At 70.1% G+C, this 21,775-nt stretch carries 20 protein-coding genes and 1 riboswitch; of the genes, 8 read left to right on the forward strand and 12 right to left on the reverse strand.

Annotation, left to right across the window (positions count from 1 at the left end):
* Window positions 1-37: 37 nt before the first annotated feature.
* The gene (locus BJ965_RS12720; RefSeq protein ID WP_184908745.1) at window positions 38-1,318 is read right to left on the reverse strand and encodes an extracellular solute-binding protein; all 1,281 of its coding nucleotides are present in this window, start codon (window positions 1,316-1,318) and stop codon (window positions 38-40) included.
* Between the two features lie 312 nt (window positions 1,319-1,630).
* On the opposite strand from BJ965_RS12720, the gene BJ965_RS12725 reads away from it, so the two are divergent.
* The 5 genes from BJ965_RS12725 (at window position 1,631) to BJ965_RS12745 (ending at window position 8,192) form a co-directional block, all read left to right on the forward strand.
* A complete protein-coding gene (locus BJ965_RS12725; protein WP_097220267.1) occupies window positions 1,631-2,395 on the forward strand; it encodes a GntR family transcriptional regulator in 765 nt (254 codons plus the stop codon).
* Window positions 2,396-2,540: 145 nt separating this feature from the next.
* Window positions 2,541-2,807 (forward strand): DUF3311 domain-containing protein, encoded by a 267-nt coding sequence (locus BJ965_RS12730; protein ID WP_107051731.1) that lies wholly within the window; start codon window positions 2,541-2,543, stop codon window positions 2,805-2,807.
* On the forward strand, window positions 2,804-4,432 hold the full coding sequence (gene mctP, locus BJ965_RS12735) for a monocarboxylate uptake permease MctP (RefSeq protein WP_184908746.1): 1,629 nt from the start codon (window positions 2,804-2,806) through the stop codon (window positions 4,430-4,432). The genes BJ965_RS12730 and mctP overlap by 4 nt, the downstream gene beginning before the upstream one ends.
* Window positions 4,433-4,577: 145 nt before the next feature.
* Window positions 4,578-4,703: riboswitch (cobalamin riboswitch) on the forward strand.
* Between the two features lie 124 nt (window positions 4,704-4,827).
* Window positions 4,828-7,185 (forward strand): ribonucleoside-diphosphate reductase subunit alpha, encoded by a 2,358-nt coding sequence (locus BJ965_RS12740; RefSeq protein WP_184908747.1) that lies wholly within the window; start codon window positions 4,828-4,830, stop codon window positions 7,183-7,185.
* On the forward strand, window positions 7,185-8,192 hold the full coding sequence (locus tag BJ965_RS12745) for a ribonucleotide-diphosphate reductase subunit beta (RefSeq protein ID WP_184908748.1): 1,008 nt from the start codon (window positions 7,185-7,187) through the stop codon (window positions 8,190-8,192). The genes BJ965_RS12740 and BJ965_RS12745 overlap by 1 nt, the downstream gene beginning before the upstream one ends.
* Here BJ965_RS12745 and BJ965_RS12750 read toward each other — a convergent pair.
* Window positions 8,105-8,347 (reverse strand): hypothetical protein, encoded by a 243-nt coding sequence (locus BJ965_RS12750; protein WP_179878966.1) that lies wholly within the window; start codon window positions 8,345-8,347, stop codon window positions 8,105-8,107. The genes BJ965_RS12745 and BJ965_RS12750 overlap by 88 nt on opposite strands.
* Before the next feature lie 93 nt (window positions 8,348-8,440).
* Between BJ965_RS12750 and BJ965_RS12755 the strand changes: the two genes are divergently transcribed.
* Window positions 8,441-9,403, forward strand: a complete 963-nt coding sequence (locus tag BJ965_RS12755) for a GlxA family transcriptional regulator (protein WP_184908749.1) — start codon at window positions 8,441-8,443, stop codon at window positions 9,401-9,403.
* Window positions 9,404-9,415: 12 nt separating this feature from the next.
* On the opposite strand, the gene BJ965_RS12760 is transcribed toward BJ965_RS12755, so the two are convergent.
* The 10 genes from BJ965_RS12760 to BJ965_RS12805 form a co-directional block, all read right to left on the reverse strand.
* Window positions 9,416-10,786 carry a bifunctional albaflavenone monooxygenase/terpene synthase gene (locus tag BJ965_RS12760; RefSeq protein WP_184908750.1) on the reverse strand — a complete coding sequence of 457 codons (1,371 nt, stop codon included), beginning with the start codon at window positions 10,784-10,786 and terminating at the stop codon, window positions 9,416-9,418.
* Window positions 10,783-11,868, reverse strand: a complete 1,086-nt coding sequence (gene cyc1, locus BJ965_RS12765) for an epi-isozizaene synthase (RefSeq protein WP_184908751.1) — start codon at window positions 11,866-11,868, stop codon at window positions 10,783-10,785. The genes BJ965_RS12760 and cyc1 overlap by 4 nt, the downstream gene beginning before the upstream one ends.
* 295 nt (window positions 11,869-12,163) lie before the next feature.
* On the reverse strand, window positions 12,164-12,814 hold the full coding sequence (gene def, locus BJ965_RS12770; protein WP_184908752.1) for a peptide deformylase: 651 nt from the start codon (window positions 12,812-12,814) through the stop codon (window positions 12,164-12,166).
* A gap of 126 nt (window positions 12,815-12,940) precedes the next feature.
* Window positions 12,941-13,921 carry a tetratricopeptide repeat protein gene (locus tag BJ965_RS12775; protein WP_030851595.1) on the reverse strand — a complete coding sequence of 327 codons (981 nt, stop codon included), beginning with the start codon at window positions 13,919-13,921 and terminating at the stop codon, window positions 12,941-12,943.
* A 117-nt stretch (window positions 13,922-14,038) separates the two neighbouring features.
* A complete protein-coding gene (locus BJ965_RS12780) occupies window positions 14,039-15,286 on the reverse strand; it encodes an HD-GYP domain-containing protein (RefSeq protein WP_184908753.1) in 1,248 nt (415 codons plus the stop codon).
* The gene (locus BJ965_RS12785) at window positions 15,283-16,620 is read right to left on the reverse strand and encodes an HD-GYP domain-containing protein (RefSeq protein ID WP_184908754.1); all 1,338 of its coding nucleotides are present in this window, start codon (window positions 16,618-16,620) and stop codon (window positions 15,283-15,285) included. The genes BJ965_RS12780 and BJ965_RS12785 overlap by 4 nt, the downstream gene beginning before the upstream one ends.
* Before the next feature lie 172 nt (window positions 16,621-16,792).
* Window positions 16,793-17,104, reverse strand: coding sequence for a mycothiol system anti-sigma-R factor (gene rsrA, locus BJ965_RS12790; RefSeq protein WP_030851585.1), 312 nt, complete (start codon window positions 17,102-17,104; stop codon window positions 16,793-16,795).
* Window positions 17,101-17,787 (reverse strand): RNA polymerase sigma factor SigR, encoded by a 687-nt coding sequence (sigR, locus tag BJ965_RS12795; protein WP_313667743.1) that lies wholly within the window; start codon window positions 17,785-17,787, stop codon window positions 17,101-17,103. The genes rsrA and sigR overlap by 4 nt, the downstream gene beginning before the upstream one ends.
* Window positions 17,788-18,043: 256 nt before the next feature.
* Entirely contained in the window at window positions 18,044-18,700 is a 657-nt protein-coding gene (locus BJ965_RS12800; protein ID WP_376777917.1) for an alpha/beta hydrolase family protein, read from the reverse strand.
* 1 nt (window position 18,701) lies between these two features.
* The gene (locus tag BJ965_RS12805; RefSeq protein WP_184908756.1) at window positions 18,702-19,517 is read right to left on the reverse strand and encodes an SOS response-associated peptidase; all 816 of its coding nucleotides are present in this window, start codon (window positions 19,515-19,517) and stop codon (window positions 18,702-18,704) included.
* Window positions 19,518-19,620: 103 nt separating this feature from the next.
* On the opposite strand from BJ965_RS12805, the gene BJ965_RS12810 reads away from it, so the two are divergent.
* Both BJ965_RS12810 and aroA read left to right on the forward strand, forming a co-directional pair.
* Entirely contained in the window at window positions 19,621-20,343 is a 723-nt protein-coding gene (locus BJ965_RS12810; RefSeq protein ID WP_184908757.1) for a M50 family metallopeptidase, read from the forward strand.
* A 110-nt stretch (window positions 20,344-20,453) separates the two neighbouring features.
* Window positions 20,454-21,770: a 3-phosphoshikimate 1-carboxyvinyltransferase gene (gene aroA, locus BJ965_RS12815; protein ID WP_184908758.1), complete on the forward strand. Its 1,317-nt coding sequence runs from the start codon at window positions 20,454-20,456 to the stop codon at window positions 21,768-21,770.
* Window positions 21,771-21,775 lie beyond the last annotated feature (5 nt).

Genomic DNA, 21,775 nt, shown 5'->3' on the forward strand with positions numbered 1-21,775 from the left:
GGCGGGGCTCCGCAGGCCGGGGAGCCCCGCGCGCAGGTCACTTGGTGTTGATGACCTTGTCGATCGCGGCGTCCGCGTCCTTGGCGGCGGCCTCGACGGACTTCTTGCCGGTGCCGATGCTCTGCAGCATGGTCTGCAGGATCTGCGCCTTCTCGACCTGGCCCCAGCCGGGGGCCATCGGGACGAACCAGTTGGACTCGGCCGCGGTGGCGGGGACCGCCGTTTTCGGGTCGTTCTTGAGCGTCGCGAGGTCGGTCTTGTTGTTGGGCAGGTTGCCCTTGGCCATCAGGTCCTTCTGCCCGGAGGAGCCGGTGAGCGCGTTGATCCACTCGGCGGCCAGGGCCTGCGCGTCGGACTTCACCGGCACGGCGAGGTCGGAGCCGCCCAGGAAGACGGGCATGTTCTTGCCGGACGGGCCGGGCATCACGAAGTTCTCGAGGTTGCCCTTGAGCTTGCCGGTCTTGTCGTTCTTGGGGTCCTCGGCGGTCGCGCCCTCCCAGGCCGCCGCGAAGATCATGGCGGACTTGCCCTGGCCGTAGACGATGTAACGGTCGGACTCGTCCTTGGTCTTGTCGCCGTGCATGTACGAGTCGACGACGTTCTTGAACTCGGTGAGGCCCTTGAGGGACTCGGGCGAGGAGAGGGAGGCCTTCCACTGGCCGCCCGACTCGGTGGCGATGGCGCCGCCGGCGTCGTAGACGAAGGACATGGCCGCGTACCAGTCGCGGGTGGGCTGGTACCAGGCGTTGTACTTGTCGCCCTGCTTCTTCTGGATCTTGTCCAGGGCGGCGGTGAGCTCCTTGTACGTCTTGGGCGCCGACTTCACCCCGACGGAAGCCGCCACGTCCTTGCGCCAGTTGGCGACGCGGCCGCCGGCGTAGTACGGGACGCCGTAGGTCTTGCCCTCGTAGGTGACCGAGGCCTTGAGGCCGTCCAGCCAGGCGTCGGAGTTGTCGAACTTGGCCTGGTCGAGCGGGGCGAAGGCGCCCTTGACCATGTAGCCGAGCATCTCGGTGTTGCCCATCTCGACCACGTCGGGGGCCTTGTCGGTGGCGAGGACGGCGTCGAGCTTGGCGTTCTTGTCGGGCCAGCCGTAGTACTCGTGGTTGATCTTGACGCCGGGGTGCTTCTTCTTCACCGCGGCGTCGGCGGCCTTCACCAGCTCCGGCCAGTTGTTCTGCGCGTCGACGGTGAGCCAGACGGTCAGCTCCTTGGCGTCCGCGCCCTTGTCGGAACCCCCGCCACCCTCGCCGCCGCACGCCGCGATGGAGACCATCATGCCCGCGATACCGATCGCGGCTGTCAGCTTGCGCTTCACGCCACCCTCCTCAGGGATCCCACAACCCCCCTGGCTCCCCGCAGTGAACGTGGGGCCGGGCCTGGACCAATGGTGTAGACCAGTACGGGGAGCTTGGACCAGACCAGAAGGCCTGTCAAGGGTCGCGATACGGCCCTGACCAGCCGTTATGCGACCTACATATGCAGGAACCTTTAAGTAAGAAGCCAGCGAAAACCCGGGTGGACACGGCATACTGCGGGTAGACCACAGCGATTGATGGACTAGACCAAAAGAAGCGCCGACGGTATACAAGTGGGATCGTGTCGGCAGACCCAGCCGGGAAGGCGGAACATGAGCACCGACGTCAGCAGTGCGGAGAACGAGAACGGGGTGCCCGTCCGTACCGCGCGCGTGCCCAAGTACTACCGCCTGAAGAAACACCTGCTCGACATGACGGAGACCCAGGCGCCCGGCACGCCGGTCCCGCCCGAGCGCACCCTGGCGGCGGAGTTCGACACCTCGCGCACCACCGTGCGCCAGGCGCTGCAGGAGCTGGTCGTCGAGGGCCGGCTGGAGCGCATCCAGGGCAAGGGCACGTTCGTCGCCAAGCCCAAGGTCTCGCAGGCGCTGCAACTGACCTCGTACACCGAGGACATGCGCGCCCAGGGCCTGGAACCCACCTCGCAACTGCTGGACATCGGCTACATCACCGCCGACGACCGCCTGGCCGGGCTGCTCGACATCACGCCCGGCGGGCGGGTGCTGCGCATCGAGCGGCTGCGCATGGCCAACGGCGAGCCGATGGCCATCGAGACCACGCACCTGAGCGCGAAGCGCTTCCCGGCGCTGCGGCGCTCGCTGGTGAAGTACACGTCGCTCTACACGGCGCTGGCCGAGGTCTACGACGTCCATCTCGCGGAGGCCGAGGAGACCATCGAGACGTCCCTGGCCACCCCGCGCGAGGCCGGCCTGCTCGGCACGGACGTCGGGCTGCCGATGCTGATGCTCTCCCGGCACTCGCTGGACCGGGGCGGCCAGCCGGTGGAGTGGGTGCGGTCGGTCTACCGGGGGGACCGGTACAAGTTCGTGGCGCGACTGAAGCGGCCCGCCGACTAGCGGCGCCCCGCGGCGCTTCCGTCACTGCTGAGGCCTGGTTTCGGTTGGGTACCGCATTGCGGACGAGGGGTTCCGCTGGCGGCACGCCCTGACCTAGATTGCCTGCGCATTACACAGGTGATCACCAAGGGGACGGAGCCGCCTGATGTCGCAAGCCCCAGAAGCCAGCGGAGGGCCGGTGGTGACGCCCATGCGCGTCGTCATCGCCGTCTGCCTCATTGCACCGTTCGTGGCCATGCTGTGGGTCGGCTCGTACGCGAAGACCGACCCGGCCTTCATAGGGATTCCGTTCTTCTACTGGTACCAGATGGCGTGGGTGCTCATCTCCACCGTCCTGACGATGATCGCCTACAAGCTGTGGCAGCGTGACCAGCGCGCCCGCTCGGCCGCGAAGGGCGGTGCGTCGCAGTGAAGGACGGCGTGAACGGCGTCGCGCTCGGCGTCTTCATCTTCTTCTTCCTGGCCGTGACGGTCATGGGCTTCCTGGCCGCGCGCTGGCGCAAGGCCGAGAACGAGCAGAGCCTGGACGAATGGGGCCTGGGCGGCCGCTCGTTCGGCACCTGGATCACCTGGTTCCTGCTCGGCGGCGACCTGTACACGGCGTACACCTTCGTCGCCGTGCCGGCGGCGATCTACGCGGCGGGCGCGGCCGGCTTCTTCGCCGTGCCGTACACCATCCTGGTCTACCCGCTGATCTTCACCTTCCTGCCCCGCCTGTGGTCGGTGTCCCACAAGCACGGCTACGTCACCACGTCCGACTTCGTGCGCGGCCGCTTCGGCTCGAAGGGCCTGTCGCTGGCGGTGGCCGTGACGGGCATCCTGGCGACGATGCCGTACATCGCGCTCCAGCTGGTCGGCATCCAGGCCGTGCTGGACGTGATGGGCGTCGGCGGCGGCGAGAACACCAACTGGTTCATCAAGGACCTGCCGCTGCTGATCGCGTTCGGCGTGCTGGCGGCGTACACGTACTCGTCGGGTCTGCGGGCCCCCGCGCTCATCGCGTTCGTGAAGGACACGCTGATCTACATCGTCATCGCGGTGGCGATCATCTACATCCCGATCAAGCTGGGCGGCTTCGACGAGATCTTCGCCAAGGCCGGTGAGGCGTACAGCCAGACCAACCCGGCGACGGGCGCGCCGCGCGGTGCGCTGACGCCGGCCGAGCCGGGCCAGTGGACGTACGCCACGCTGGCGTTGGGCTCCGCCCTGGCGCTGTTCATGTACCCGCACTCGATCACGGCGACGCTGTCCTCGAAGAGCCGTGAGGTGATCCGCCGCAACACCACGATCCTGCCGCTGTACTCGCTGATGCTGGGGCTGCTGGCGCTGCTCGGGTTCATGGCGATCGCGGCCGGCATCAAGGTGCAGAACGGGCAGCTGGCGATTCCGCAGCTGTTCGAGACGATGTTCCCGGACTGGTTCGCGGGTGTGGCGTTCGCGGCGATCGGCATCGGCGCGCTGGTGCCCGCGGCCATCATGTCCATCGCGGCCGCGAATCTCTTCACCCGCAACATCTACAAGGACTTCATCAAGCCGGACGCCACTCCGGCACAGGAGACGAAGGTCTCCAAGCTGGTCTCCCTGCTGGTGAAGGTCGGCGCGCTGGCCTTCGTCCTGACCATGGACAAGACGGTCGCCATCAACTTCCAGCTGCTGGGCGGCATCTGGATCCTGCAGACCTTCCCGGCCCTGGTCGGCGGCCTGTTCACCCGCTGGTTCCACCGCTGGGCGCTGCTCGCGGGCTGGGCGGTCGGCATGGTCTACGGCACGGTCGCGGCGTACGGCGTCGCCTCCCCGACGCAGAAGCACTTCGGCGGCTCCGCGAAGGAGATCCCGGGCATCGGGGAGATCGGCTACATCGGCCTCACGGCGTTCGTCCTGAACGTGGTGGTGACGGTGGTCCTGACCTTCGTCCTGAAGGCCCTGAAGGCCCCCGACGGCATCGACGAGACCAAGCCGGAGGACTACACGGCGGACGCGGGCGACCCCGGGGTCCAGGTGGAGCTTCCGCCTGCGACTGCCGGCTCCGCCCACTGATTCCAGGGTTCCGGCCCACCACGAACACCCCGCAGCGGGCCGTCGTGACCACGTGTCACGGCGGCCCGCTGTCACGTAAAGCTGACGCTCCGACACCACCGCGACACAACATCTGGGGGTGCCAACCGAGCCCGGCACAAGATGTATGCTCATGCTCGCTGTCGCCGCAGGGGAATCCGGTGCGAATCCGGAACTGTCCCGCAACGGTGTACTTGTGCATGTTCCGTGCGCAAGCGTCAGTCCGAGGACCTGCCGACAGCGCGCCCGGCCACCCGGCCGGTGTGCCCTGACGTCCGGGCCTCGTGGAATGGGCCGGTGGACGCGACGCCGCGTGCGCTCGTGTGCTGCCCCCTGCCCTCGACGAGGCCCCCGTGCCGAGCGAGGGAGAGCCCCACGTGACCATCGCGCCAGCCGAACCGGTCTCAGCCACCGAGGAGGAGCACGACGCTCCCGGTACCGCGCTGCTGCGGACCCTGACCGAGCTGACCGCCGACCTCCCCGACGCCGACCCCGGCCGGGTCGCCGCCGCCGCGCTGCGCGGCCGGTCCGCCGCCGCGGACGAAGCGGAGTTGCGGGAGCTGGCGACGGAGGCCGCGGCCGGTCTGATCTCCGAGGACCCCGCCTACTCCCGGCTGGCCGCCCGGCTTCTGACCATCGGCATCCGCGAGGAAGCCGCCTCGCAGGGCGTCACGTCCTTCACCGAGTCCGTGGCGGTGGGCCACCGCGAGGGCCTCATCGCCGACCGCACCGCCGAGTTCGTCCGGCTGCACGCGACCCGGCTCGACGCCCTGATCGACACCGGCGCCGACGACCGCTTCGGCTACTTCGGCCTGCGCACGCTGCACAGCCGCTACCTGCTCCGGCACCCGATCACCCGCAAGGTCGTCGAGACGCCCCAGCACTTCATGCTGCGGGTGGCGAGCGGCCTCGCCGAGGACGACACCACCCGCGCGCTGGAGGAGGTCGCGGCCCTCTACCGGCTGATGAGCCGCCTCGACTACCTCCCCTCCTCCCCCACCCTCTTCAATTCGGGCACCCGGCACCCGCAGATGTCGTCCTGCTACCTCCTCGACTCCCCCAAGGACGAGCTGGACTCCATCTACGACCGCTACCACCAGGTGGCCCGGCTGTCGAAGCACGCCGGCGGCATCGGACTGGCTTACTCCCGCATCCGCGCCCGCGGTTCGCTGATCCGCGGCACCAACGGGCACTCCAACGGCATCGTCCCGTTCCTGAAGACCCTCGACGCGTCGGTCGCCGCGGTGAACCAGGGCGGCCGGCGCAAGGGCGCGGCCGCGGTCTACCTGGAGACCTGGCACTCCGACATCGAGGAGTTCCTGGAGCTGCGCGACAACACCGGTGAGGACGCCCGCCGCACGCACAACCTGAACCTGGCGCACTGGGTGCCGGACGAGTTCATGCGGCGCGTGAACGCCGACGCGCAGTGGTCGCTGTTCTCCCCCTCGGACGTGCCGGAGCTGGTCGACCTGTGGGGCGACGAGTTCGACGCCGCGTACCGTGAGGCCGAGGCGAAGGGTCTCGCGAAGAAGACCCTGCCCGCCCGTGAGCTGTACGGCCGCATGATGCGCACCCTCGCGCAGACCGGCAACGGCTGGATGACCTTCAAGGACGCCGCCAACCGCACCGCCAACCAGACGGCCGAGCCGGACCACGTCGTCCACTCCTCCAACCTCTGCACGGAGATCCTGGAGGTCACCGACGACGGGGAGACGGCGGTCTGCAACCTGGGCTCGGTCAACCTGGGTTCCTTTGTCGACACATCGACTGGCGGCCTGGACTGGAAGCGGCTGGACGAGACCGTCCGTACGGCCGTGACCTTCCTCGACCGGGTCGTCGACATCAACTTCTACCCGACCGAGCAGGCGGGCCGCTCCAACGCCCGCTGGCGTCCGGTCGGCCTCGGCGCGATGGGCCTTCAGGACGTCTTCTTCAAGCTGCGTCTGCCCTTCGACTCGCCGGAGGCCAGGGCCCTCTCCACCCGCATCGCCGAGCGGATCATGCTCGCCGCGTACGAGGCCTCCGCCGACCTCGCCGAGCGCAACGGGCCGCTGCCCGCCTGGGAGAAGACCCGCACGGCCCGGGGCATGCTGCATCCCGACCACTACGACGTAGAACTGACCTGGCCGGAGCGCTGGGCGGCCCTGCGGGAGCGCGTCGCCACGACCGGCATGCGCAACTCGCTGCTCCTCGCCATCGCCCCCACGGCCACGATCGCCTCCATCGCGGGCGTGTACGAGTGCATCGAGCCGCAGGTGTCCAACCTGTTCAAGCGCGAGACGCTGTCGGGCGAGTTCCTCCAGGTCAACTCCTACCTGGTGGACGAGCTGAAGCGGCTCGGCGTGTGGGACGCCCGCAGCCGGGAGGCCCTGCGTGAGGCCAGCGGCTCGGTGCAGGACTTCGCCTGGATCCCCGAGGACGTGCGCGCCCTCTACCGCACGGCGTGGGAGATCCCGCAGCGCGGTCTGATCGACATGGCGGCGGCCAGGACTCCGTTCCTGGACCAGTCCCAGTCCCTGAACCTGTTCCTGGAGACGCCGACCATCGGCAAGCTCTCCTCGATGTACGCCTACGCCTGGAAGTCCGGGCTGAAGACGACGTACTACCTGCGCTCGCGCCCGGCGACCCGCATCGCCCGCGCCGCCCAGGCCACCTTCCCCGCGCAGGCCACCCCGGACCCCGAAGCGGTCGCCTGCTCCCTGGAAAACCCCGAGTCCTGCGAGGCCTGCCAGTAATGAGCACCCAGAACCTTCTCGACCCCGGCTTCGAGCTCACCCTGCGCCCCATGCGCTACCCGGACTTCTACGAGCGCTACCGGGACGCCATCAAGAACACCTGGACCGTGGAGGAGGTCGACCTCCACTCGGACGTCGCCGACCTCGCCAAGCTGTCACCGGCGGAGCAGCACCTGATCGGCCGGCTGGTCGCCTTCTTCGCCACGGGCGACTCCATCGTCGCGAACAACCTGGTGCTGACGCTGTACAAGCACATCAACTCCCCGGAGGCGCGGCTGTACTTGTCGCGCCAGCTGTTCGAGGAGGCCGTGCACGTCCAGTTCTATCTGACGCTGCTCGACACCTATCTGCCCGACCCGGAGGATCGCACCGCGGCTTTCGCGGCCGTGGAGAACATCCCGTCCATCCGCGAGAAGGCCTCGTTCTGCTTCAAGTGGATGGACTCCGTCGACAAGCTCGACCGGCTGGAGACCCAGTCCGACCGTCGCCGGTTCCTGCTCAACCTGATCTGCTTCGCCGCGTGCATCGAGGGCCTGTTCTTCTACGGCGCCTTCGCGTACGTCTACTGGTTCCGCAGCCGGGGCCTGCTGCACGGCCTGGCCACCGGCACCAACTGGGTGTTCCGCGACGAGACGATGCACATGTCCTTCGCCTTCGACGTGGTCGACACCGTCCGCAAGGAGGAGCCGGAGCTGTTCGACGACCGGCTCCAGCAGGAGGTGACGGACATGCTCCGGGAGGCCGTCGAAGCCGAGCTGCAGTTCGCGCGCGACCTGTGCGGTGACGGCCTGCCGGGCATGAACACCGAGTCGATGCGGCAGTACCTGGAGTGCGTCGCCGACCAGCGGCTCACCCGCCTCGGCTTCGCTCCGGTCTACGGCTCCGAGAACCCCTTCTCCTTCATGGAGCTCCAGGGGGTTCAGGAGTTGACCAACTTCTTCGAGCGACGGCCCTCCGCGTACCAGGTGGCGGTGGAGGGCACCGTCGACCTGGACGAGGACTTCTGAGCCGGAAGCTCTCCGCGGGCCTCCTGGGCCTCCCGGATCTGACGGTCGATGCGCCTCTCGCGCACCAGGCCGATCACGGACGGGAGGATCAGGAGGACCAGGATCCCGAGGGTGGCGGTCAGTCCGATGAGTGCTTCGATCTGGTTCGTGTTCATGGACACCACTGTCGCTCCGATGACTCCTTACCGTCAGTGGCAGTACTGCCGTAGACCCTCGAATTACTGCCACGGACGAGGCACACTGGATCCATGCTGCAGAACGTGGCCGTCGCCCTCCTCGACGGCGTGAACCCCTTCGAACTCGGCGTGGTGTGCGAAGTCTTCGGCACGGACCGGAGCGACGAGGGCCTGCCGGTCTACGACTTCGCCGTCGCCTCGGCCGAGGGCCCCGTGCTGCGCATGAACTCGGGCTTCTCGCTCCAGGTGGAGCACGGCCTGGAGCGGCTGGAGACGGCGGATCTGATCGCCGTGCCGGCGGGGTCCAGCTACGCGTCCCGGGACTTCCCGCCGGAGCTGCTGGACGCCCTGCGTCACGCGGTCGACCGCGGTGCGCGGGTGCTGAGCGTCTGCTCCGGTGTCTTCGTGCTGGCCGCGGCGGGGCTGCTGGACGGCCGCCGGTGCGCCACGCACTGGAAGCACGCGAAGGACCTCGCCCGGCAGTACCCGCGCGTGGCCGTCGAGCCGGACGTGCTCTACGTCGACGAGGACCCGGTGATCACCTCCGCCGGCACGGCCGCCGGCATCGACGCCTGCCTCCACCTGGTGCGCAAGGAGCAGGGCACCGAGGTCGCCAACAAGATCGCCCGCCGGATGGTGGTGCCGCCGCACCGCGACGGCGGCCAGGCCCAGTACATCGAGCGCCCGCTCCCCCAGCCCGAGGGCGACACCATCGGCGAGGTGCTGGCGTGGATGGAGCGCCATCTCGACGAGGAGGTCACCGTCGAGCAGCTCGCCGTCCAGGCCCATATGTCCCCGCGCACGTTCGCCCGCCGCTTCCAGCAGGAGACGGGTACGACTCCCTACCGCTGGATCCTGCGCCAGCGCGTGCTGCTGGCCCAGCGGCTGCTGGAGGCGACGGACGAGACCATGGACGCGATCGCCGGCCGGACGGGGTTCGGCAACGCGGCCACCCTGCGCCACCACTTCGTCCGGGCGGTGGGGACGACCCCGAACGCCTACCGACGGACCTTCAGGGGCCCCGAGGCGGCCTGAGTCCGGGAGCTCTCATCTCGCCACCGGCCGCACCCGCAGGTCGTGCGGCCGGAGCGTGATCCCGACGCGGGTGGCGTCCTTCGACCCCGCCACCTGCTCGAAGCGGTACCGGGTGGCCAGCGCCGCCGTGACCAGCGTCAGCTGGGCCATCGAGAAGTGGTCGCTGGGGCACTTGCGGTTGCCGACACTGAAGGGGCTCATGGCGTGTTTCGGGATGTCCTTGACCCGGTCCGGAAGCCAGCGGTCGGGGTCGAACTCCAGGTGCCGCTCGTACGACTTCGGGTCGCGCTGGATCGCGTACGGGCTGTAGATGATGTCCGCCCCGGACGGAATACTGTATCCACCGAGTTCCGTGTCCCGCACCGCCCGACGGGTCAGAATCCAGACGGCCGGGCTCAAACGCATGGACTCGACGACGACATTGTTGGTGTGCCTGAGTCCTCGGACGTCTGCGAATACCACCGGCCTCCCACCCGTGACGGCTTGCACTTCGTCATGCACCCGGTCGGCGTGTTCGGGGTGCTCCGCGAGCATATGCAACAGCCACATGATCGTGGAGGCGATGGTTTCGCTGCCGGGGGTGAGGATCGCGACGACCTGATCATGGATCTCCTGTTCCCCGATCGGGTCGCCATTCTCGTCCTTCGCCTCCAGCAATGCCGTCAGCAAATCGTCCGGCTTTTGACCGGATGCCCGGCGCTCGGCGACGATCTCGTCGACGAGGAGATGCAAATCGGCCAATGCCCGGTTGAATTCGCGATTGGCCGGGAGCGGCAGGTTGTAGAGCGGTCCGAGCGGGACCACCATCCGCCGGTACATGCCTCGGAAGACGGTGGCGAGGGCGACGCACAGCCGCTCCGCCCGCTCGTCCATGTACTCGCCGCGCAGCAGACAGCGGGCCGCGATGCGCACGGCCACCCGGAAGGACTCGGACGTGCAGTCGATCGTCTCGCCGGACTTCCAGCGCTCGGCGAGCGCGTGCGCCTCCTCCTCCATGATCGGGCCGTAGCCGGGGATCGCGTCGAGCCGGAAGGCGGGCTGGATGGTGCGCCGCTGGCGCCGGTGACGCGGGCCGTTCGCCGTGGCCACGCCTTCCTTGCCGAGCAGGCCCTCCAGGGACTCCCACAGCGGTCCGGCGATGATGAAGTCGTTGCTCAGCGCCAGGGCGCCGGTCAAGGCCGGGGCGGTGACCGCGTACACCGTCTTCGGCCCGAGCTTCAGCCGCACGACATCGCCGTGCTCGCGCAGCCGGGACATGAAGGCCAGCGGGTCGCGGGCCAGCCTCCAGCCGTGCCCGAGCACGGGGACACCTCCGCCCGCCCGGGGCGGTTCCCGCAGCTCCACGGCCGGCGGGGTTTCGGGCTGCACAGACTCGACGGTCATTTCTCACCTGCCGCTTCGTTGTTGACGTACGGGGGCGTGGACCGGTCGTCCCAGCTGTCGACCATGTACCGGCCGGACTCGTGGTGGAACCAGTAGACGGAGCTGAACCAGTTCCGCATATTGCTCAGGCAGGCCCGCACGGCGGCGCTCAATTCCTTTCCCCGCACGGATCCGTCGGCGAGGTCGTCGGCGACCCGTAAGGCTTCCTGCTCGACGTCGAGGAAATCGGTGATGCTTTTCTCGACTCGGCCCCTGACGTCCACTACGGCCTGTTCCAGAGTCAGCCCCTCATGGGTGATGAGACTGATTCCGAGATTGTGCACTTCATCGCCCGCAATTTCCTTGGGGAGCGAGCACAGATCGTTGTACCAAGCGGCGAATTCCTGGCTCAGCAGCGCCGCCCGCCGATACGCCGGGTGTTTGCGCACGGCGTCGGGGAGTTCACAGCCGGCGGTCGGCTCCAGCAGGTCCGTCCATATCCAGTGCGCGAAGGTGAGCCGGCGCAGTTGCAGGTATTCCTCGACCGTCGGGACGATGCCCCGGGTGCGGTTGTGGAACTCCCGGTCGTACGCGCCGATCACCGCGTGGAAGTGCCGGGCGAACCGGAGGTTCCACGTCTGGGGCAGGAACGCGTACAGCCGCAGCACACTGTCGGCGAACCCGGCTACCAGTGGGTCCTCGTGGTGCAGATGCTCCCCGGGGGAGTCGAGGGCCGCGTGGAGCCGGTCCCTCAGCCGCCGCCAGGCGACAGGACGGCCGTGCACGATGTCGCGGTCGTGACGGTCGTCCCAGACGAAGAACCACGCGCTGTAGTCGGCGATCGCCTGCATGACCTCGTCGGAGGCGCCGATGTAGTACCCGGCCATGAGGTCGGTGTAGCAAAGGCCGTCGGCATATTCCTCCACCTTGTCCGCAGGCATGAGCCGCTTTTCGAGCAGCCAGGCCCGGGTCTTCTCCTGACACTTCGGCCAATACGGGTGGAGTTGCCGGGGAAACTCCGCCTCGATCACCGGGAGAGAGAGCGACGGTGGAACTGCGATGGTGACCGGTGTCGATGTGGTGCCGTGTGACAAAGCATGCACGAACTAACCCCTCTCAGCCGCCAGTTGGCGCGGGCGCCCCTCCCTTCGTGCCGGGCGTGCGCCGTTGCATACCCCGCTCATTCCATTCAGCACTACAACTGACCGTCCTGGGAACGCATTTGCTTCATTCACTACCCCGCGGTGCCGGGAACCTCCCGTTGTGTGACCACCGGCGGGTCACCAGGCGAGCGGAAGCGATCGAACGTGCGACGGGCAGGCGAACGGCACAGACGAACGGCGCCTGTTCAGGGTGGGAAACCCGAACAAGCGCCGTGCGCCTGGTGAGGCTGAGGTCTCAGTCGTTGGCCACGACCGGGTAGCGGGGCTCGTTCTCGGCCATCTGCCGCAGCGCGTCCTTGCGTTCGCGCTTGGAGAGCCGGTCGATGTACAGGTAGCCGTACAGGTGGTCCGTCTCGTGCTGCAAACAGCGTGCGAAGTATCCGGTGCCGCGCACCTTGATCGGGTTGCCCTTCTCGTCCTGCCCGGTCACCTCGGCGTAATCGGGCCGGGCGAGCGGCGCGTACGCCGTGGGCACCGACAGACAGCCCTCGTTGCTGTCGTCCAGGCGGCGCTTGTCGGCGGGCAGCTCGACGAGCTTGGGGTTGCAGACGACGCCGGTGTGCCGGACGCCCTCGTCGTCGGGGCAGTCGTAGACGAAGACCTTCGCGTCGACGCCGATCTGGTTGGCGGCGAGGCCCACGCCCTCGGCGGTGCGCTGGCTGGCGAACATGTCCGCGACGAGCTGCTGGAACGCGTCGCCGAAGTCGGTGACGTCCTTGCACTCCTTGTGCAGCACCGGGTTCCCGACGACCGTGATGGGCCGCGAGGTCCCCCGCTCCCGCCAGGCAGCCTCGCGCTCCTCGCAGTTCTCCGTGTCGATCACGTACCCCTCGTCATCGACGGGGAGCACGCCCGCGCGCTGCTGATCGGTGTCCTGCTGAGCCATGACGTCCGTACGCCTTCCTGAACAAATCCAACCCGGGATGCTGATACAGGGTACGGGGAAGGCGCCCCGTCAGGGGCGCGGGGAACTGCGCGAACGAGCACGACGCAGCCGCACCCGACGACGGCGCTAACAGACCTCTTCCAGATCCCGCCAGTCACGAGAATCCGGACTGTCCGCCACCCACCCGTCCAGCAACCCCCGAACCAGCGCAGCCGGCGCAGCCAGCCCGCACTCCCGCTCGGGAACCCACAGCTGCCCGTCCGTCCGGTGCCCCAGCGGCCCGGGATGCCCCGGCTCACTGTGATCGTGCGGATCGAGATGCTCCCCGTCACCCTCGTCCGACGGCATCCGGGACTCCGAGCACATCCGGCACAGCAACCGCACCGACGAGGACCAGTCCTCCGCGGCGAACCCGGCGTCCGCTGCCAGCTGCTCCAGCGCGTCCCGGTCGGCCTCCGTCGCCGCCTCCAGCAGCACCACCCAGGTGGGCACGGGCGACGGCGCCCACAGCTCGATCTCGTCGAACACCGGGTACGTGTGCCCGGCGGCGGTCGTTCGCTCCCCGTGCGGCACCCCGTCGTGCAGGACGACCTCTCCCCAGCGCCTCCCCGACGACGGCAGCGGGATGGACAGCACCTCGATCCGCGCGGGATCCAGCCGCCGCCCCCACACGACCTCCGCCTCCCCCTCCGGGGACAGCCGTACGGCCGCGCTGCCGAGGTCCATGCCGAGGGGTTCACCGGGGTCGTTGGCCGGGCCCGGCACCCGCAGCCCGTAGGCCTGCCAGGCACGGCGGGCCAGTGGCCAGTCCTGGAGCGCGGTCGCGGCGATGCCGACGTTCCACCAGTCGGGCGCGCCGGTGTCCCGGTCGAGCAGCGCCACGGCCCGCAGGCCGGCCGCCCGCGCCTGCTCCCAGTCGTGCCGGAACTTGTGCAGCAGGGCGAGGTTGAACCAGGACTCGGAAAGCCAGGGCTCCAGATCGGCGGCACGTGTCAGCAGTGCGCCTGCGTCCTCGTACCGGCCGTCGCCGATGAGGGTGAACGCCCGGTCCGTGGCCTGCCGCCAGGAGGCGGAGGGCCGGTGCCGTCCCTTGCCGAAGATCCTCACGATTCCCGCCTGCCAGTTCCGTGCGGTGGGCTGGCCGTAGCTGTGTTTCGAGCCCCCGGACACCTTCTCCTTCGCATCCAACCACGTACGGCCTCGAGGGCGCTCATTACCCATGGGTTACCCAGCCACGGGCAGGGTCAGACTGCTCCTTGCCAGTACGCGGGCCAGTGATTCCACCACCTCCGGGGCGTACGTCCCGGCGGTGGCGAGCCGGAGTTCCTCCAGCGCCGTCAGCGGCCCGCCGGGCCCTCCTTCCCGGGACTTCTCCTCGTACGCGTTCACGGCACGGACGATTCGCGCGGCGAGCGGCTGCTCGGCGTAGGGGTCGGCCTGCCGTTCCACGACGACGGCCACCGCCTCGTCGACGCCCGTCTGCCGGACGACGGCTCCGCCGAGCAGGGCGATCCGCCGCTGCTCCGCGGCGGGCAGCGCGGCGGTGGCGCCCGACGGAACGGGGTCGACGAGGCTCAGCTGGCCGATGTCGTGCATGAGCGCGGCGTACTCCAGCACGGCGAGCTCGGGTTCGGTGAGCCCCAGGTCACGCCCCACCGCCTTGCTGACCACGGCGACGCGCCGGGCGTGCCCGGCCGGGGTGTATCCGGCGACCTCGGTGGCCCGGGCGAGGGAGGCGATGGTCTGCCGGTAGGTCGCCCGGACGGCGGCGTACCGGCGGAACGCCATCTGGGCGAGCAGCAGCGGCACGGAGAAGACAGGCAGCGCCCACAGCCCCACCACGGCGACCGCCAGCGCCATCACCGCCCCGGTCGCGATGACGGCGGACCCGATGCCGTACACGGCCCGCAGCTCGTCCCGCAGCACCGGCCCGAAGGGCCAGCCGGTGCGGGTGTGGGCCAGGGCGGCGGCGAACACCGCGTCGCACAGCGCGGTCAGGGACAGCAGCGCCAGGAGCAGCAGGGCGTAGGCGGGTCCGCCCCAGTCGTCGAACATGCCCCGGTTGTAGGGGGGCTGGAAGCACACGGCGACGAATCCGACGGTGAGCACGCGGCGCGCCAGGTGGTCGAGGGTGGGTCCCTGCCCGCGTGCGACGTGCGGGACGCTGCCGAGCAGGGAGGCGGCCAGCACGACGGCGACGACCTGGGCGGGGCCGTGGTGGGTGGCCCGTCCGCCGGCTTCCCCGAGCAGGGCGTAGGAGAGGGCCGCGGCGGCCCCGAGGGGCGCCGGTTCCCGGACCCGGGCGCCGTTGCGCCGGGTGAGCTCGCCGACGGTGACGAGGACGCCGAAGGCGAGGGCGACCCGGGGTTCGTCCAGGCCGTGGTGGAAGGTGACGGCGAGGGAACCGGTCGCGAAGAGGGCGGCGCAGGCGTGGACGAGGGTGAGGAGCGGTGGCGGCCGGTACGCGCTCACCGGTGCGCTCCCGGACGGCCGGCCAGGTGGGTGCCGGGCGGAGGCACGCGGGACGGGCGGGTCTCCTCGTCGCCGGCGGTCACGGCGGGGTGCCATCCCGTGCGCCCGACGGCCTCGACCAGCGCCGCGACCATCACCGGGTCGAACTGGCTGCCCGCGCACCGCTCCAGCTCCGCCAGGGCCACGGAGACGGGCCGGGCCCTGCTGTAGCTGCGGGTGGAGGTCATGGCGTCGAAGGCGTCCGCGACGGCCACGACCCGTGCGGACTCGGGGATCTGACGGCCCACCAGGCCGTAGGGGTAGCCGCTGCCGTCGAGCCGCTCGTGGTGGTGCAGCACGGCGGCGCGGGCCTCGCCGAGGAAGCCGATGCCGCGCACCATCTCGTGCCCGTATTCGGGGTGCAGCTCGATCACCCGCCGTTCCTCGGGGGTGAGCGGCCCGTCCTTCCTGAGCAGCCGGGTGGGCACGCCCAGCTTGCCCACGTCGTGCAGGATCCCGGCGAAGCGGAGCACCTCCACGCGCTCGTCGGCCATGCCCAGCTCGCGCGCGATCATCATGGAGGCCTGCCCGACGCGCTCGCTGTGCCCGCGGGTGTACTCGTCCTTGATGTCGACGGCCTGCACCAGCGCCCGGATGGTCGCCTGATGGGCGGCGCGTTCCCGGTGGTACTGCGCGAACGCCCACCACGAGACGCACATGGGCAGCAGGACGAGCAGCGCGGAGACGGGTCCGTAGGGGCTGCGCCACAGGACAGCCATCATCAGCCCGGCGAGGCCGTGCACGGCGATCGGCGCGAGCGAGCGGGCCACCAGGCCGCGCCAGGCCCTCCGCGCTGGCACCCGTTCCGCCACGGCCAGGATGCCGCCGTCGAGCAGCGCGAGTACCAGGCAGAACGCCAGTACGGCCGCTCCGGCCGGCCCGAGGGCGTACGGGACGTCGCCCGCCGCGACCGCGTCCCGCCCGCCGCACAGCCGGTGCACCTCGGCCGCGGCCCACACCCCGAGGACGAGCTGGGCGGCCCGCCACACGCGCCGCAGCGCCACGGGCCGCTGCGCGACCTGCGAGAGCAGCGCGCCGGGCACGACCACCAAGGCCGCCGCGGGTGCCGGCAGCAGGAAGGCACCGGCGAGCAGGACGGGGTAGAAGGTCCCGGCCGGGTGGGAGATCCCCACGAACCGGGACCGGGCCACGCGCTCGCAGCCCGCGTACAGCGCCGCGAGCAGCGCGGCCGCCCACCAGGGCGTGCGGACGCCCGGCAGGGGCAGCAGGCAGAGCAGCGCGGCGATGGCGACACAGGCGATATAGACACGTGCCCGCGCCGGTACCGCTGTCATGAGCCCCTCCCCCGGCCATGTCCGTCAGGCACCGGAGCCTAGGACGGCGGCAGGGGGTCCGCGGGTCGATCACCCGCGGATTAGCACGTTCGAGTGACGTGTTCGAGGGTGAGTACCCCTTCGAGGGTGACTACCCGTGCGGAAAGCGGGGTAGTTGAAAAGCGCAGGAGTGTCAGGACTCCTGGGGCGTGGCGGGCGAGGCCGTGACGTCCTGATCGGGGACGGCCTGGCCGGAGCGGATCAGGTCGATCCGCCCCATGACCTTGTCCCGCAGGTCGCCCGGCACGTCGTCGTGTCCGCAGCAGCGCTTGACGAGCTTCTTCACGGCCTGCTCGAGCCCGTACTTCTCGAGGCAGGGCGAGCACTCCTCGAAGTGGTGCTCGAACTTCACGCAGTCCGAGTCCGGCATCTCACGGTCGAGGAACTCGTAGAGATGATCGAGGATTTCGCTGCAATCCGTCTCGTGCGGCTCTCCGCAGCTCATGACCCCGAGCCTTTCGCTTCGTTCGACTCTCCGGCACCGGCCGGGACCATCCCGCGGTCACGGGCGTAGTCCTCCAGCATGCCGCGCAGCTGACGGCGGCCCCGGTGCAGCCGGGACATCACCGTACCGATGGGTGTCCCCATGATGTCGGCGATCTCCTTGTAGGCAAACCCCTCGACGTCCGCGAGATAGACGGCGATGCGGAACTCCTCGGGGATCGCCTGGAGCGCCTGCTTCACGTCCGAGTCGGGCAGGTGGTCGAGCGCCTGCGACTCCGCGGAGCGCAGACCCGTCGACATGTGCGACTCGGCGCGGGCGAGCTGCCAGTCCTCGATCTCCTCGGCCGCGGAGCGCTGGGGCTCGCGCTGCTTCTTGCGGTACGAGTTGATGAAGGTGTTGGTGAGGATCCGGTACAGCCACGCCTTGAGGTTGGTGCCCTCGCGGAACTGGTGGAAGGACGCGTACGCCTTGGCGTACGTCTCCTGCACCAGGTCCTCGGCGTCGGCCGGGTTGCGCGTCATGCGCAGCGCGGCCGAGTACATCTGGTCGAGGAACTCGAGCGCGTCCCGCTCGAAGCGCGCACTGCGCTCCGCGGCCGTCTCCGCGCCCGTGCCGCCCTGGCCCTCGGGCTGCTCCGCCTGGCCGTTGTCGGTCCCTGCGTCGGTCCCTGTGACCGGACCCACCTCCTCGAGTGTTCTCGTGAGACCGAGACCGGTCTCACCCGAATCGGAGGATAGACGACGATCCGGTCCGCCCGCCGCCCGAATAGGGGCGGTCCTGGCCGCGTGCAGCACCGTCCAGTCCAGGTCGGCGCGGCTGCTGCGGGTCGGGCAGATGGTCGAACCCATGCGGCGGACTCCCTCTCCTACGACGTCGGCGCTGGTCTCCAGCACGTACGTCCCGCACAACAGTGACCGCCGCCCCGGCATTCCCGAAGCTTTACCCGAGTGACCCGGTCCACTCCACGACCGCGTCCGTGATGACCGCCACGGCCTCGTCCTGCGAGATGTGCGCACGTTTCGGCACGGCGAAGCCATGATCCCCGTACGGGATCTCCACGAGCGCGTACGTCCCCTCGGGGAACTCCGCCGGCTTGCCGAACGGGTCGTTGCCGCCCTGCACGACCAGGGTGGGCACCCCGGAGCCCAGCAGCTCGTCGGCGCGGGACTTCTCCGGCTTGCCCGGGGGGTGGAGCGGGAAGCTGAGCGCGAGCACGGCGTGGGCGCCCAGCTCGGTCGCGGTGCGGCAGGCCACCCGGGCCCCGGCGCTGCGGCCGCCGGAGATCACCGGCAGTCCGGGCTTCGCCAGCGCGGGCCAGATACCGCGCCAGCCGGTGTCCAGGGTCTTCGGGGCGGGCGCCAGCTTCTTCCCGGCCACCCGCCAGGGCTGTTCCACCCGGGCGACGGTCACGCCGTGGGCGGGCAGGACCTCGGCCAGGGCCGTCAGGTCGCGGGCCTCGATGCCGCCGCCCGCGCCGTGGCCGACGGCGAGGACCAGCCGGGCCTTCTTCGCCTCGTGCCAGGTGATGCGGGCGGTGCCGGCCTCGGTCTCGACGGTCTCGGTGGTCGTGCGGGCCGTCTTCGTCACATGCGTCACGTCAGAAGAGTGTGCCCTCTTCGGGCCCTTCCAGCTCCTTCAGCAGCTCCGGCCCGTTGTTGCGGACGTTGCTGACGGCCGTGGCGACCGGGTAGGCGCGCATCAGCCCGGCGGGCGGCGGGGCGAGCAGCTCGCGCAGGTCGTCGGCGTCCGTGCGGGAGGGGTCCAGCCAGGCGTCCCAGCGGTCGGGCGTCAGCATCAGCGGCATCCGGGGGTGGATCTCGGCGAGCGCCCGCGGCCCGTCGGCCGGGGACACCGCGAGCGGGCTCTGCTCGGCCTCCGTGGTGATGACCGAGCACGTCACCCACCAGGCCTGCGGATGGTCGTCCGGCAGCGTCTTGTCACGCCAGAACTCGTACAGCCCGGCCATCGCGAAGACCGACCCGTCGGCCGGGGTCACGAAGTACGGCTGCTTGCGGGGCCGCTTCTTCCTGCCCTCGACCTCCAGCTCGCGCTCCTGGGAGCCGGTGACCCACTCGTAGTAGCCGTCGGCGGGCAGGATGCAGCGCCGGGAGGTGAAGGCGCGGCGGTAGGACGGCTTCTCATGGACGGTCTCGGCACGGGCGTTGATCATCCGGGCGCCGCCCTCGGGGGTCTTCGACCAGGACGGCACCAGTCCCCACTTCAGCGTGCGCAGCTGCCGAACCGGCCGCGGGTCGTCCGCGTCTTTCAGGGGGCGGTCCAGGACGGCGTAGACCTCTTTGGTGGGTGCCACGTTGTAGTCCGGCGCGAGGGTCTCCTCGGGCTCCCACTTCTCGATCTCAAAGATTCCTGCGAGATCCTCTGGCCTACGACTCGCTGAATACCGTCCGCACATACGTGCCACACTGCCAGGCCCACCCGTCGCCCGACCACCACCCCTCAACGACGGCGCTGCGCGCCGCCCCAATTGGATCGCCCACAGGGAGCCAAAGCCTTACATGGACAGCACCGCAACCGCCTCGCTCGCCTCCCTCTGGGGCGAGGTGTCCGGCACGCAGCCCGACCCCGACCTGTGGGTGGTGATCGCGACCCTGGGCGCCGCGCTCGCCGTGGTGATCCCGCACGGCCTGTGGCGCATATCCCGCAACGCCATCACCATCGCCCACGAGGGCGGCCACGGGCTCGTGGCCCTGCTCACCGGCCGCACTCTCACCGGCATACGCCTGCACTCGGACACCAGCGGCCTGACCGTCAGCCGCGGCAAGCCGCACGGCATCGGCATGATCCTGACCGCCGCCGCGGGCTACACCGCCCCGCCCCTGCTGGGTCTGGGTGGCGCGGCCCTGCTGGGCGGGGGCCGCATCACGCTCCTGCTGTGGCTGGCCACGGCCCTGCTGCTGGCCATGCTCGTGATGATCCGCAACGCCTACGGCGCCCTGACCATGCTCGTCACCGGCGGTCTGTTCGTGCTGGTGTCCTGGCTGGCCGGGCCCCAGGTCCAGGCGGCGTTCGCGTACGCGGTGGTGTGGTTCCTGCTGATCGGCGGGGTCCGCCCGGCCTTCGAGCTCCAGGCGAAGCGGGCGCGGGGCGGGGCGGGCGACTCGGACGCGGACCAGCTGTCGCGGCTGACGCACGTGCCGGCGGGGCTGTGGTTCTTCCTCTTCCACGCGGTGTCGCTGTGCTCGCTGATCGGCGGCGGGCGCTGGCTGCTGGAGATGTGACGGCCTGCCCGAGGGGCACGTGGCCACCACGGGGTGCGGCTCCGCCCCGCGGGCGCGACCGGCCCCCACGGCACCGCACTCGGAAGTCGGCCTGCTTATAAAGTGGGGCCATGGCCCCGAACACCGCAGACACCGCCCTCTGGCCCGCCCCGCACGCGAGCGGAGCCGTCGACGCGACGGTCCACGTGCCCGGGTCCAAGTCGGTCACCAACCGTGCCCTGGTCCTCGCCTCCCTCGCCTCCGAGCCCGGCTGGCTGCGCCGCCCCCTGCGCTCTCGGGACACGCTGCTGATGGCCGGGGCGCTGCGCGCGATGGGCATCGAGATCGAGGAGGGCGTCGGCCCCGACGGCACCGGTGAGGCCTGGCGGGTGATCCCCTCGGGCCTGCGCGGCCCGGCCACGGTCGACGTCGGCAACGCCGGCACGGTGATGCGGTTCCTGCCGCCGGTCTCCGCGCTCGCCGACGGCCCCGTCCGGTTCGACGGCGACCCCCGCTCCTACGAGCGCCCGCTGAACGGCGTCATCGACGCGCTGCGTCAGCTCGGCGCCCGGATCGACGACGACGGCCGCGGCGCCCTGCCGATGACCGTGCACGGCAACGGTGCCCTCGAAGGCGGCACGGTCACCGTGGACGCCTCCTCCTCGTCCCAGTTCGTGAGCGCCCTGCTGCTGTCCGGGCCGCGCTTCAACCAGGGCGTCGAGGTCCGCCACACCGGCGCCACGCTGCCTTCCATGCCGCACATCCGCATGACCGTCGACATGCTGCGCGCGGTCGGCGCCCAGGTGGACACGCCCGAGTCGGGCGGCGAGCCGAACGTCTGGCGGGTCTCTCCGGGCGCCCTGCTAGGCCGGGACCTGGTCATCGAGCCGGACCTGTCCAACGCGCAGCCGTTCCTCGCGGCGGCACTGGTGACCGGCGGCAAGGTCGTCGTGCCGGACTGGCCCTCCCGCACCACGCAACCCGGTGACCGGCTGCGCGAGATCTTCACCGAGATGGGTGGCTCCTGCGAACTGACCGAGTACGGGCTGGTGTTCACCGGCACCGGCTCGATCCACGGCATCGACGTCGACCTGGGCGAGGTCGGCGAGCTGACGCCGGGCATCGCGGCGGTCGCGGCCCTCGCGGACTCCCCGTCGACCCTGCGCGGCGTGGCCCACCTGCGGCTGCACGAGACGGACCGACTGGCGGCACTGACCAAGGAGATCAACGAACTCGGCGGCGACGTGACGGAGACCGCCGACGGTCTGCACATCCGCCCGCGCCGGCTGCACGGCGGGATCTTCCACACCTACGACGACCACCGCATGGCCACGGCCGGCGCGATCATCGGACTCGCGGTGGAGGGCGTGCAGATCGAGAACGTGGCGACGACGGCCAAGACGCTGCCCGACTTCCCCGATCTGTGGACCGGGATGCTCGGGGCGTAGGACGC

It is taken from the genome of Streptomyces luteogriseus, assembly GCF_014205055.1.
Classification (GTDB): domain Bacteria; phylum Actinomycetota; class Actinomycetes; order Streptomycetales; family Streptomycetaceae; genus Streptomyces; species Streptomyces luteogriseus.

Coding starts and splice junctions, on each gene's coding strand:
- BJ965_RS12725 (WP_097220267.1), top strand. CDS start 1,631: ATGAGCACCGACGTCAGCAGTGCGGAGAACGAGAACGGGGTGCCCGTC.
- BJ965_RS12730 (WP_107051731.1), top strand. CDS start 2,541: ATGTCGCAAGCCCCAGAAGCCAGCGGAGGGCCGGTGGTGACGCCCATG.
- BJ965_RS12745 (WP_184908748.1), top strand. CDS start 7,185: ATGAGCACCCAGAACCTTCTCGACCCCGGCTTCGAGCTCACCCTGCGC.
- BJ965_RS12750 (WP_179878966.1), bottom strand. CDS start 8,347: ATGAACACGAACCAGATCGAAGCACTCATCGGACTGACCGCCACCCTC.
- BJ965_RS12755 (WP_184908749.1), top strand. CDS start 8,441: ATGCTGCAGAACGTGGCCGTCGCCCTCCTCGACGGCGTGAACCCCTTC.
- BJ965_RS12760 (WP_184908750.1), bottom strand. CDS start 10,786: ATGACCGTCGAGTCTGTGCAGCCCGAAACCCCGCCGGCCGTGGAGCTG.
- def (WP_184908752.1), bottom strand. CDS start 12,814: ATGGCTCAGCAGGACACCGATCAGCAGCGCGCGGGCGTGCTCCCCGTC.
- BJ965_RS12785 (WP_184908754.1), bottom strand. CDS start 16,620: ATGACAGCGGTACCGGCGCGGGCACGTGTCTATATCGCCTGTGTCGCC.
- rsrA (WP_030851585.1), bottom strand. CDS start 17,104: ATGAGCTGCGGAGAGCCGCACGAGACGGATTGCAGCGAAATCCTCGAT.
- BJ965_RS12805 (WP_184908756.1), bottom strand. CDS start 19,517: ATGTGCGGACGGTATTCAGCGAGTCGTAGGCCAGAGGATCTCGCAGGA.
- BJ965_RS12810 (WP_184908757.1), top strand. CDS start 19,621: ATGGACAGCACCGCAACCGCCTCGCTCGCCTCCCTCTGGGGCGAGGTG.
- aroA (WP_184908758.1), top strand. CDS start 20,454: ATGGCCCCGAACACCGCAGACACCGCCCTCTGGCCCGCCCCGCACGCG.